The organism is Pseudomonas sp. dw_358, assembly GCF_018449655.1.
Taxonomy (GTDB): domain Bacteria; phylum Pseudomonadota; class Gammaproteobacteria; order Pseudomonadales; family Pseudomonadaceae; genus Aquipseudomonas.
On the sequence record NZ_JAAVUX010000007.1, the window covers coordinates 89,690 to 101,472 of the forward strand.

General features: G+C 63.2%; 10 protein-coding genes. 4 read left to right on the plus strand and 6 right to left on the minus strand.

The features are described 5' to 3' along the window. Positions 1 to 59: 59 nt before the first annotated feature. The 4 genes from HB675_RS12740 to HB675_RS12755 form a co-directional block, all read right to left on the minus strand. Positions 60 to 1,358: a c-type cytochrome gene (locus HB675_RS12740; protein ID WP_213878683.1), complete on the minus strand. Its 1,299-nt coding sequence runs from the start codon at positions 1,356 to 1,358 to the stop codon at positions 60 to 62. Between the two features lie 12 nt (positions 1,359 to 1,370). Then, positions 1,371 to 3,146 carry a GMC family oxidoreductase gene (locus HB675_RS12745; protein ID WP_213878684.1) on the minus strand — a complete coding sequence of 592 codons (1,776 nt, stop codon included), beginning with the start codon at positions 3,144 to 3,146 and terminating at the stop codon, positions 1,371 to 1,373. Positions 3,147 to 3,233: 87 nt separating this feature from the next. Next, positions 3,234 to 3,947 carry a gluconate 2-dehydrogenase subunit 3 family protein gene (locus tag HB675_RS12750; RefSeq protein ID WP_213878685.1) on the minus strand — a complete coding sequence of 238 codons (714 nt, stop codon included), beginning with the start codon at positions 3,945 to 3,947 and terminating at the stop codon, positions 3,234 to 3,236. A gap of 170 nt (positions 3,948 to 4,117) precedes the next feature. Then, complete coding sequence (locus HB675_RS12755; RefSeq protein ID WP_213878686.1) at positions 4,118 to 5,029, minus strand: alpha/beta hydrolase; 912 nt, start codon at positions 5,027 to 5,029, stop codon at positions 4,118 to 4,120. A gap of 156 nt (positions 5,030 to 5,185) precedes the next feature. On the opposite strand from HB675_RS12755, the gene HB675_RS12760 reads away from it, so the two are divergent. Beyond that, on the plus strand, positions 5,186 to 6,571 hold the full coding sequence (locus tag HB675_RS12760) for an MFS transporter (protein ID WP_213878687.1): 1,386 nt from the start codon (positions 5,186 to 5,188) through the stop codon (positions 6,569 to 6,571). Here HB675_RS12760 and HB675_RS12765 read toward each other — a convergent pair. Next, positions 6,568 to 8,343: a sensor domain-containing phosphodiesterase gene (locus HB675_RS12765; RefSeq protein WP_213878688.1), complete on the minus strand. Its 1,776-nt coding sequence runs from the start codon at positions 8,341 to 8,343 to the stop codon at positions 6,568 to 6,570. The two genes, HB675_RS12760 and HB675_RS12765, sit on opposite strands and share 4 nt — an antisense overlap. Positions 8,344 to 8,572: 229 nt before the next feature. On the opposite strand from HB675_RS12765, the gene HB675_RS12770 reads away from it, so the two are divergent. The 3 genes from HB675_RS12770 to HB675_RS12780 are packed head-to-tail and all read left to right on the plus strand — an operon-like array spanning position 8,573 to position 11,290. After that, positions 8,573 to 9,256, plus strand: a complete 684-nt coding sequence (locus HB675_RS12770) for a response regulator transcription factor (RefSeq protein WP_213878689.1) — start codon at positions 8,573 to 8,575, stop codon at positions 9,254 to 9,256. Further along, a complete protein-coding gene (locus tag HB675_RS12775) occupies positions 9,234 to 10,625 on the plus strand; it encodes a HAMP domain-containing sensor histidine kinase (RefSeq protein WP_213878690.1) in 1,392 nt (463 codons plus the stop codon). The genes HB675_RS12770 and HB675_RS12775 overlap by 23 nt, the downstream gene beginning before the upstream one ends. 2 nt (positions 10,626 to 10,627) lie before the next feature. Next, complete coding sequence (locus HB675_RS12780; protein ID WP_213878691.1) at positions 10,628 to 11,290, plus strand: response regulator transcription factor; 663 nt, start codon at positions 10,628 to 10,630, stop codon at positions 11,288 to 11,290. Positions 11,291 to 11,355: 65 nt separating this feature from the next. Here the strand turns inward: HB675_RS12780 and HB675_RS12785 are convergent, their stop codons facing one another. Further along, positions 11,356 to 11,769 (minus strand): SRPBCC family protein, encoded by a 414-nt coding sequence (locus HB675_RS12785; protein ID WP_213878692.1) that lies wholly within the window; start codon positions 11,767 to 11,769, stop codon positions 11,356 to 11,358. Positions 11,770 to 11,783 lie beyond the last annotated feature (14 nt).

Here is an 11,783-nt window from a genome sequence, read left to right on the forward strand (position 1 = left end):
CGGCAAAAGGGCCGCCAGAAGACCACACCCGCCCCAGACCCGGGTCTTACATAGTTAGCTCAATGAACCGCATCCACCAGCTTGAGGTCACTGCGCGCCTTGGCCACTTCCTGCGCGTGAACCTCAGGCGCAGCGTTGCCCCAGCTGTTGCGCACAAAGGTCAACACGGCAGCGATGTCGGCATCGTTCAGCTTCCACGCGAACGACGGCATGCCGGCGGCGGTGACGTTGCTTTCGGTAGCGGCCGCGCGACCGCCCTTGAGCACCGTGCCCACCAGATTCGCCGCGCTCGGCGCACGAATGCCCGAGTTGTCGGTAAAGGCCGTGACCATGCCCTTGATCCCCTCGCCGCTGACGTTGTGGCACGCCATGCAGTTGGTCTCGTACAGATGAGCACCCCGTTTCATGACCGGGTTGTCACCCGCCAGTGCGGTCGGTGCCTGGGCGTTGGAGCCCGGCAGGGACTTGAGGTAACCCGCAATGGCGGCGGTATCGGCATCGGTCAGGTACTGGGTCGAATGCTCCACCGCCTCACCCATGGCGCCGGCCGCGACCGCCTTGTCGTTACTGCCGGTCTTCAGGTATTGGGCCACCTGCGGCTCGCTCCAGTTGCCCAGACCCAGGTGCGGGTTGTTGGTGATTTCCGGTGCATAGCCGCCCAGCAGCTCAGCCCCTTGCAGGTAGGCCGAGGTGTCGCCACCCAATGCGTTCTTGCTGGTGTGGCAGGCCGCGCAATGACCGGCGCCGTCCACCAGGTAGCGACCCCGGTTCCACGCGTCCGACTGTTTAGGGTCGGCCACGTAGCCTGCGTTGTTGAAGTACAGCAGGTTCCAGCCGAGCATCGCCAGACGGATGTTATACGGGAAGCCCAAGGTGTTGGGGGTCGGCGCCTGACTCACTGGCTGCAGGGAACGCATGTAGGCCCACAGGTCATGCAGGTCGGCATCGTTCATCTTCACGTAGGCGTTGTAGGGCATGGCCGGGTACAGCAGGGCGCCGTCCTTGCGCTTGCCATGACGCACCGCGCGGAAGAAATCGCGTTCGGTCCAGTCGCCGATACCGTGAGTGCGGTCCGGGGTGATGTTGCTGGAGTTGATAGCGCCAAATGGCGTTTGAATGGCATAGCCGCCAGCGTAGGGCTTGCCGCCCGGCGCGGTGTGGCAGGCCGCACAGTCGCCTTGGGCGGCCACATAGGCGCCACGGGTCACGGCGGCGGCATCCGGCTTGGCCGGGTCGGCGGCGGTCATTTGGTTGTCGGCCACGTCATCGGCGCGGGTATTGCCATTGTTGTACAAGGCAATGCCGACACCGGCGAGGACCACAACGACCACGCCTGCGAATAATCTGCTTTTTCTCATCGATGCGTGTCCTTATGCCTGTACCAGCGGGCCGGGGTTTTTCAGGTACTGTTCCTTGATCGCCTTGGCCGTCCACAGCGCCATCGCACCGATGGTGATGGTCGGGTTGAAGCCGCCATTGTTAGGGAACGATGAGGCGCCAAGGACAAATACGTTATGTACGTCCCAGCTTTGCTGATAGCGGTTCAGGGCACTGGTCTTGGGGTTCATGCCCATGACCACGCCACCGATGGTGTGGGAGGAGTCGTTATTGCGAAACGGCGTGTAATGGTCGGCCGCGAAGTTGTACGACTCGATCTGGGTACCGCCTACGGCGTGGGCAATGGTCTCGCATTGCTTGCGCACGAACTCGCCGGAGCGCTTGTCATTGAGGTTGTAGTCGAAGGTCATGCGCATCAGCGGCCGGCCGTACTGGTCCTTATAGGTCGGGTCAAGGTCGAACCAGGCGTCTTCGTGGGAGTAGCTGGTGCCCTGGCCCTGGACCATGGCCCAGTTCTGGTAGCTGTGCTGGAAGGCCTTCTTGTAGCCCTTGCCCCAGGTCGGCGCGCCTTTGGGCAGGTTGCCGGACATGCCGATGGGCAAACCGTTGTTAGACAATGACTGAATACCCGCACCGCCAATGAAGCCCAGGCCCGTGTGGTCGAAGTTGTCGGCGTTGTAGTCGTCGATCTGGATGGCCAGGCAACCCGTATTGATGAACGGGTTGAGGTACTCGTTCTCGAACCACAGGTAGGCGTAGGACAGGGTCTGGAAGCTGTAGTTACGGCCGATCACGCCCTGCTTGGTCTTCGGGTTGTACGGCTCGCCGATGCCCGACAGCAGCATCAGGCGCACGTTGTCCAGTTGGTAGGCGGCAACAATGACAATGTCCGCCGGCTGCTCGCCGACCACACCGTCCTTGCCGACGAAGCTTACGCCGGTGGCGGTCTTGCCGTCGGCGGCCTTGTTGATGTGCAGCACCTCGGTCTCGGTCATCACCTCGAAGGTCGGCTGGCGCATCAGCGCCGGCACCACGCAGGCGTTGGGGCTGCTCTTGGACCAGTTGCCGCAACCGAACAGCTGGCAATAGCCGCAGTAGGTGCAGGGGCCCATGTGCACGCCCAGGGCGTTGACGTATGCCGTGGAGATGGTGCCGGCCGGCACCGGGAACGGGTGCAGGCCCATCTCGGTGGTCTTCTGGGTGAAGATGTCGTTCCAGCGGCTGGGCACCAGCGGCGGTGTCGGGAAGTCGCGGCTGCGCGAGCCTTCGAACGGGTTGCCGCCGGGGATGATTTTTCCGTTGATCTTGCCGGCCTGGCCACTGGTGCCGGCGATGCGTTCAAAACGGTCGTAAAAGGGTTCCAGTTCGTCGTAGGTGATGCCCCAGTCCTGCACCAGCAGACCTGGCACCAGTTGGTCCTTGCCGTAGCGTTCGATGGTGGTGCTGTACGGGGTGAAGTCGAACGGGTTGAAGCGCCACGACGCAGCGGCCCAGTGGGTGCCGGCGCCGCCGACGTTGTAACCGAGGGTCAGGTTGCTCCACTCGCGCACCGGCAGCGCATCCTGGGAGGCGTTGTTGCGGAAGGTGTAGGTTTCCAGCTTCGGTGGCTGGAGGATCTCTTTACGGGTCGACCAGCGCAATTCGTCCGTGTCCACCGACGGCGGGAAATCCGTGGCAGTATCACGCCAGGCCCCGCGCTCGATGGCGACCACCTTGAGGCCCGCGCGGGCCAGTTCTTCAGCGATGACCGAGCCGGACCAGCCGAGGCCGATCACCACTACGTCCGCTTTGGGTCTTGCATTTGCCATGGGTCAATCCTTGTTACGCGCAGTCAGGCGCGGCGCTGAAGCCGGGCGCCTGGCTCGCAAAAAATGGGGTCGGCAGCGTCACGCAGATCACGCGTTATCGATCAGGCTCACCGGGTCGAGGTTGAGCGGTACGCCCTTCTTGTGGATGTACGGGCGATAGTCGTAACGGGCGCCGGGGAAGCCGATCAACTTCCAGCCCACCATGCCTTTGTTGCCGCCGTAGATCGGGTCGGCCAGGTAGCCTTCGCGCACGTTCTGCAACAGCAGGGCAAAGAAGTCGGCCGCCGGGGTGCTGGGGAAATTGATCTTGCCGTCCTCCAAGGCGTGCAGCAGGGTCACCTGGGTGTCTGCGTCCAGCGCGCTGAAGGCCTTGCCGTGCTGGCTCTGACAATAGGCGCCGAGGTCCTTGAGCCCGGCGCGGTAGCGCTCGGCCGGGGTCTGGCGAAACTGCGGGCCTTGCTGCGGCGTACCGTCCTTGAACGGGCCGAGGCGATAGACGCTGGCCGCCTGGCCGAACGGGCCGGCCAATTCGCGATCGAGGAAGTCGACGCAGCCGGCTTCGCTGGCGCTGATGCCCAGTTCGTCGTGGGGGATCAACTGGTCGAAGATCGCCGCCACTTCCTTGGCTTCGTCAGGGGTCAGGTAGGTCAGGCCGCCCTTGCGCGGGATGCGCGGCAAGGCGTCCGGCTGGGTGCCAATGGGAAGTTGGGTGTTCGCGTTGATGACATTGGCGCTGGCCGTTGTCGCAACACCCAATGCAGTCAGTTGCACGAGCGAGATCAAGGCGTCTCGTCTATTCATTTAGATACTCCTTCAGGCGACACGGTACTCACATGAGTTCGTTAGCGCGCTACCAGCTCCGGAAGAAATAGATAGCAAACTAACTAACATGAGGCGAAGTGTCGCAGAAGGGCAACGGCAGAAGATAGCTCAAGCCCCGGTATTACGGGTAAATCGTTGACGCGAACCCCTCAAATGGTCTCGGTTTCAAACGACGTCGGCTCACCCTCCAACAGGAACGGTAAAGCCTGGGCCAACAGTTCTTCAGGCACCTCTTCGGCCAGATAGTGGCCGGCGGGCAAGGCCTGCCCTGTGACATCAGTGGCGACCTTGCGCCATTCCTCCAGCGGATTGAACAGTTGCCCCACCGTGCCATGGCTGCCCCACAGCACTTGCAGCGGCAGGCTCAAACGCCGTCCGGCCGCGAGGTCCTCGCGGTCGTGCGCCAGGTCGATGGAGGCACTGGCGCGGTAGTCCTCACAGATGCCCCGCGCCGAGCAAGGGCGGCGCAGGCAGCGCAGGTATTCGGTGAAGGCGGCCTCGGTGAACGGCGCCATGCCGGCGTGACGCGAGCCCATGACGCTGCGCAGATAGCCTTCGGGGTCGGCGTCGATCAGGGTTTCCGGCAAGGGGGCCGGACGGATCAGGAAAAACCAGTGCCAATAGGCCCGGGCGAAGGCCTCGTTCGTCTGCTCGTACATGGCCACCGTCGGGGCAATGTCCAGCAGGGTCATGCGCTCCACCGCCTGGGGAAAATCCAGCGCCAGTCGATGGGCCACCCGCGCGCCGCGGTCGTGGGCCAGCACCCGAAAGCGCTCGAAGCCCAGGGACAGCATCAGTTCGAAGCCGTCCCGGGCCATCTGGCGCTTGGAGTAGTTGTGGTGCGCCTCGTCGGCCTCGGGGCGAAAGCTGTCGCCATAGCCGCGCAGGTCCGCCAGCACCACAGTGAAATGCTCGGCCAGCCGCCCGGCGACCTTGTGCCACATGGCATGGGTCTGCGGATGCCCATGCCACAACAACAGGCCCGGCCCCTTGCCCCCGACTCGGTAGGCGATTTCGATGTCGTTGACGGGGCGCAGGTCGCGTTTGAATCCTGGGAACATGGTGGCGGGTCCTTGGCTACGGCAGGAGATGAGTAGCAGATGACTGTTTTGGCAGGGCTGGGGTTCAATGACGGCACGTGTGCCCCCACCGATCATTTCGACATTCCCCCCCGCCACCCATTAAACTCCCCCGCCCCCCTCTCCAGGCCCGTCAAAATGCCTCACCTCGCCCGCGTCGCCCAGATCAGCGCCCGCATCGACCGACTGCCTCCGGTAGCGACGTTGTGGAAATTGGTGACCCTGCTCTCCATCGGTGGTTTTTTCGAGCTGTACGACCTGTTTCAGACCGCCTACATCAGCCCCGGCCTGATTCAGGCCGGAATCTTTGCCAACGGCAGCGCAGGCGCCTTTGGTGTTTCCGACCAGGCGGCATTTGCCTCGGCGACCTTTCTGGGTCTGTTCGCCGGGGCCAGCCTGCTCAGCCCGTTCGCCGACCGCTACGGGCGCCGCGCGGTATTCACCTTTGCGTTGCTCTGGTACACCGTCGCCACCGTACTGATGGGGCTGCAGAGCAGCGCCACCGGCCTGATCCTGTGCCGCTTCGTGGTGGGCATCGGCCTGGGCATCGAGCTGGTGACCATCGACGCCTACCTCAGCGAACTAGTGCCCAAGGCCATGCGCAGCGCGGCGTTCGCCTTTGCTTTTTTTGTGCAGTTTCTTTCCGTGCCAGCGGTGGCATTGATGTCCTGGTGGCTGGTGCCCCAGGCGCCTTGGGGCATGGCCGGCTGGCGATGGGTGGTGTTGGCCAGCGCGGTGTTTGCGCTGGTGATCTGGTGGTTGCGCCGCAGACTGCCGGAATCGCCGCGCTGGCTGGCGCAGCAGGGCCGCCTGGACGAGGCCGAGCAGGTGCTGGCAACGATCGAAGCACGCTGTCAGCACGATCGCGGGAAGCCATTGGCCGCACCGGATCTGGAAGACGTCCCGGTGGCGATCGAAGGGCGCTTCGCCGACATCTGGCAGCCGCCCTACCGCAAGCGCGCCCTGATGCTGATTGCGTTCAACATTTTTCAGGCCATCGGCTTCTTCGGCTTCGGCAACTGGCTGCCGGCCCTGCTCAACGGTCAGGGCGTCGGCCTGACCCACAGCCTGGCCTATGCCTTCGTCATTACCCTGGCCTACCCGCTCGGCCCCCTGCTCCTGTCGGGCGTGGCTCACCGCATGGAAAATAAATGGGGCATCGTCGGCTCGGCCCTGGGCACCGTGCTGTTCGGCACCCTGTTCGCTTTTCAGCGTTCGGCCCTCGGGCTGATCGCCTGCGGGGTCATGATCACGTTCTGTAACGCCTGGCTGACCTTCAGTTACCACGCCTACCAGAGCGAAATGTTCCCCACCCACATCCGTGCTCGGGCGGTGGGGTTCTGTTACTCGTTCAGCCGGCTGTCAACGGTGTTCAGCAGCCTGATGATCGGCTTCTTCCTCCAGCACTGGGGCACGCCGGGAGTGCTGGCCTTTATCGTGGCGAGCATGCTGGTGGTGATGGTGACCATCGGTGTATTCGGCCCCAAGACCCGTAACCTGGCCCTGGAGCGCATTGCTCACTAGACGCGCCGCAACGGAAACTGCGAGGCACAGCTCCAGGCGACGAAGTCGTATTCGACCATGGGCCGGGAAAAGAAGTAGCCCTGGGCTTCGTCGCAGCCGAACGACTTGAGCAGTTGCAGGCATTTGAAGGTCTCCATGCCCTCGGCCACGGTGCGATAACCCAGCTTGGCGGACAGGTCGATGATGGAACTGACGATCAACTGGCAGCGGGTGTCGTTTTCCAGCTCCGTGACCAGCGACTTGTCCAGCTTGAGCACATTGGCCGGGATCTCGTGCAAGTACGAGAAGTTACTGTAGCCGGTACCGAAATCGTCGATGGCTACGTCGATGCCCAGCCCGCGGATCTCCGCCAGTTCCTTGAGCACCTGGGGGTTGGAGCGCAACCATTCGCCCTCGGTGATTTCCACTTCCAGGCGTTCCGGGCCGACGTCATAACGGCTGCAGGCGCGCTTGAGCACCCCGGTGATGTCGTGGCCTTCGAAATCCTGCGGCGAAAGGTTCAGCGACAACTTGGTCGAGCAGGCCGCCGGCCAGCCCGCCAGCTTGCCTACGGCGGTGTCGATGACCCAGCGGGTGACTTCATGGACCAGCGAGTTTTTCTCCAGCACCGGAATGAACTCGGCCGGCGAAATCGGCCCCAGCCTGGGGTGTTCCCAGCGCAGCAAGGCCTCGGCGCTGACCTGGCTGCCGTCGGGGATGGCAAAGCGTGGCTGGAACATCAGATACAGCTGCTCGGTGACCATGGCTTCGCCAATGTCCGATGCCAGGCTGAAGGCCCGCCGATGCACGGCATCCTGCACCGCGTCATAGGCCGACCACGACTGGCGCGCCGCCAGCGACAACTCGGCGGCGTACATGGCCTTGCGTACAACATCCTTGAGCACCTGCGGGTTGACCATGAAGTCAACACTGCCGGCCCGTACCATGGGCCGGATCGGCAAGCCATCAATGATAGTCGGTGCCCGCAGGCTGCCGATCAGGGTGTCGATGAAGAGGCCAAAGTCCTGTACCTGGTCGGGGGTCAGGAAGGCGAAGCGCTTGACCCCGATGTGATAGACCCGCGTCACCTCGCCCAGCTGCGCCTTGAGGCGCGTGGCGATGCAACGGATGATTTCCTCGAACGGGCGAATACCCATGGCAAGAGTCAACTCATGGGCCCAGGTCATGTCCAGGGCGTCGATGACCACCAGCGAGCGCCGCTCACCCAGCGCATCCTCGGCCAGCTCTTGCAAGTCGCTGGCAAACTGTTCGCGGTTGGGCAGGCCGCTGACGTGATCATGACGCAAGGCAGCATGGCGCTGCTCGATCTGCTGCATGACCATCGCCCCCAGGTCTGCCAGCAGCGAGCGCTCGGAGGCACTGAGCTGATGGGGCAACACGTCGATCAGGCACAGTGAGCCGATGGCGTGGCCACTGCCGGTCACCAGCGGGGTCCCGGCGTAGAAGCGCACACCGTCGCGCGCCGTCACCGAGGGCAGGTCACGGAAGCGCGGGTCTCTGCGCGCGTCCGCCACCTCCAGCACGCCGCTGCCCTTGATGGTGGTGGCGCACATGGACTCTTCCACCGGGGTCTCGCTGGCCTCGAACCCGACCCGCGCAAGAAACCACTGGCGGTCACGATCCACCAGGGAAATCAGCACTGTCGGCACCTTGAAATAGGCAGCCGCAAGGCGGCAGATGCGGTCGAAGCATTCGTTGCTTGCCGTATCCAGCAATTGGAGCGCATAGAGCGCGGCGAGCCTTTGTTCCTGAGCTCGCGTCGCTGGGGTCATGAACACTCTCGGGTCTCCAACTACCATAATGCCAGAATGATATCAAAATAGAGGCGCAGGCCGTTTAAAGCTAGCCCTCCGTCGCCTTTGGACGGGCGTCAACTTGCACACCCGACGGATGGCACATAGGCTCCCCCGGACGCCAACCTAAATTAATCTTCAGAAAGTCATGTGCGTTTACTTGGCACAATGGAGGCCTCTACTGGACAAATCCCCGGGTAAAACGAACATGACTCGCGTATTAACCATCGAAGACGATGCTGTTACTGCCAAGGAAATCGTCGCCGAACTGAGCAGCCACGGGCTGCAAGTTGACTGGGTTGACAATGGTCGTGAAGGCCTGGTCAAGGCCGTCAGCGGCGCTTACGATGTCATCACACTGGACCGCATGCTGCCTGAGCTTGATGGCCTGGCCATCGTCACCACCCTGCGTACTATCGGCGTGTCCACGCCAATCTTGATGATCAGCGCGCTTTCCGACGTCGACGAACGTGTGCGCGGCCTGCGTGCCGGTGGCGACGACTACCTGACCAAGCCTTTCGCCTCCGACGAGATGGCTGCGCGGGTCGAAGTGCTGCTGCGCCGCAAAAGCACCGTCGCTGCTGCCGACACGTCGCTGAAGGTCGCCGACCTTGAGCTGGACTTGATCAGCCGCGAAGCCAAGCGTGCCGACCAGTCGCTCAACCTGCTGCCGACTGAATACAAACTGCTGGAATTCTTGATGCGCAATGCCGGGCAGATCCTCACCCGGATGATGATTTTCGAAGAAGTCTGGGGCTACCACTTCGACCCGGGCACCAACCTGATCGACGTTCACATCGGTCGTCTGCGCAAGAAGATCGATCCACCTGGCGTGGCCCCGCTGATCAAGACTGTACGAGGCTCGGGTTATGTCATCGCCGAACCCCTCTAAGGGCTGGCGCTCCTCCAGCAGTCGATTGCTGGCGCTTTACAGTTTCCTGTTTGTGGCCTGGAGCAGCATTCTCATGGGAGTGCTGTACTACGAAGTTTCTGATTACCTGGGCAGCCTTGCCCGGCACTCGTTGATGCAGCGCCAACACCTGTTCATGCGCTTCACCGGCGTGGCCCTGGACGAAGCCCTGGCCGCGAGCGAGACCTTCGACGAGCGTGCCTTTGATGCGTATGGCCTGTTCGACAACGAGCTGCAGCCGCTGGTTGGCCAATTGCGCTCGGTGCCCAAGGGCCTGCCGCTGGACAACCGCATCCACGAACTTGACGACTGCGTCGACTCCGACAACCCGAAAGTCCCGCAGAGCAGCTGCGACGCCACTGCCATGCGCACCCACGATGGCCGCTGGCTGGTGCTGGTGCGTGACAACGGTTCGCTGTTTGCGGTGACGCGGATCATCCTGCACGCGTTGCTGTGGGGTGTGTCGCTGACCATTATTCCGGGGGCGGCGGGCTGGCACCTGTTGCGCAGGCGGCCAATACGCCGTATCCGGGCGATCCAGGCCAGTGCCGATGCCATCGTCGCCGGCGATCTGCAAAGGCGCCTGCCGCTGTCCGATCGCCGTGACGAGCTGGACATGCTCGCGGCCATCGTCAACGCCATGCTTGAACGTATCGAGCGGCTGATGATGGAGGTCAAGAGCGTCAGCGACAACATCGCCCATGACTTGCGCACGCCGTTGACGCGCTTGCGCGCCCAGCTGTACCGCATTCAGCAGCAGGCGCCGGAGGATTCCGAGCATGCCCTGCAGCTGGATGAGGTGATCGCCGAAACCGATACACTGATGGCGCGCTTCCGCGGCCTCTTGCGGATTTCCGAGCTGGAGGATCACCAGCGCCGTTCGGGCTTCGTCAAACTGGAGCCGCGGCCACTGGTGCACGAACTGCACGATTTCTATCTGCCGCTGGCCGAAGAAACCGAGGTGCATCTGCACCTGCATGTTCAGGACGATCTGCCGACCTTCAATGGCGATCATGCCCTGCTGTTCGAGGCCATCGGCAACTTGCTGAGCAACTCGATCAAGTTCACTCCGCCCGGCGGAATCGTGGTCTTGCGCGCCACCCGGGTCGGCGACAGCACCGTGATCGAAGTGACAGACAGTGGCCCGGGAATTCCGGCCCACGAGCGTGAAGCAATCTTTCAGCGCTTCTACCGGACCGATGATGGCAGCAAGTACGCCGGCTTTGGCCTGGGCTTGTCCATCGTGGCGGCCATCGTGGCGTTGCACGGTTTTACTCTGGAAGTGGGGGGCAGTGAACAGGGCGGTGCCCGTTTGACTCTCTACTGCCGTCAAAGCAAGGCGTTGGTATAACCATGAGTTTGCTCTATCTCGCTGATGTGGCTGACCCTACCCTGCTGCGCGCGTTCGCCGACAGCGGCTGGGTGGTGCACGCCGCCACCACCGACGAAGCCGACTGGGCCCTTGAAGGCAGCGACTTTCGCTTTGTGCTGTTGGACCTCAAGGCACTGCGCCCGGACTTGCTCAAGCGTTGCCTGGACGCCAGCGGTTCGGCCGTGGTCCTGGTGCTGCTGGGCGATCCCGATCGCCAGGCGCGCATCGAGGCGTTGCGCGCCGGTGCAGAGCTGTGCCTGTCGCGACCCCTCGCGTTCGTCGAGCTGCAAGCGCGGCTCAATGCCCTGTCCCGGGAGTTCAGCCCGGCGGTGAACATGGGTGAGAGCCTGCTGTGGCTGTCACCCACCCGCCTGTTGCTGGGCCGCGGCACGCGCCATCAGGCGGTGACTGTGAGCGAGCAGCGGCTGCTGGCGATCCTGGCGCGCAACCCGGGCGCAGTCAGCCGTGACCTGATCGAGCAGCACCTGTGGGGCAGCGCCCAGGAATCGCGCAGCGCGCTGATCGAACGGCATGTGTGCAACCTGCGCCGCAAGCTCGCCGTGCTGGATGCCCCCAATGCGTTGCAGACGTTGCGCGGGTTCGGGTACAGCTTGCGCGAGACGGTGCATTTGCGCATGGATTGAGGGGGGCCTTGGGGGCGTGTGATGGCACATGGCGGCCCTCACCCACCCCCTCAGGCCCTTGTCACTCAGACCTTGTAATGGGCCTGCAACGCCGCCAACCCCCCCTCGTACACCCCCTGAAAAATCCCCTCGACCTCGGCAGCGCTCACTCCCACCGGCTGGAATGTCCCACCCCAGGTGACGCGGCAACTGCTCTCCCCCGTCGACTCGACCCTGAGGGTGGCAAGGTAATCGCTGACCGGAAACGGCCCTTCGACAATCGAATAACTGTAGGTATGCGCCTCGGCGTCGTAGCTCTGCAGGCGCTCGATCACCACTGCGCCGTCTTCGGTGCGCAGGTGGCGTACATGGCCACCGTCCTCCGAAATGGATGAGGCAATGAACGGCAGCCAGTCCGGCAGAGCGTGGAAGCCACCGATCAACTTCCACACGTCGTTGATGGCGACCGGCAGGTCCAGGGTAGCGCTTGCTTGCGGCATGGGATTCTCCAGGG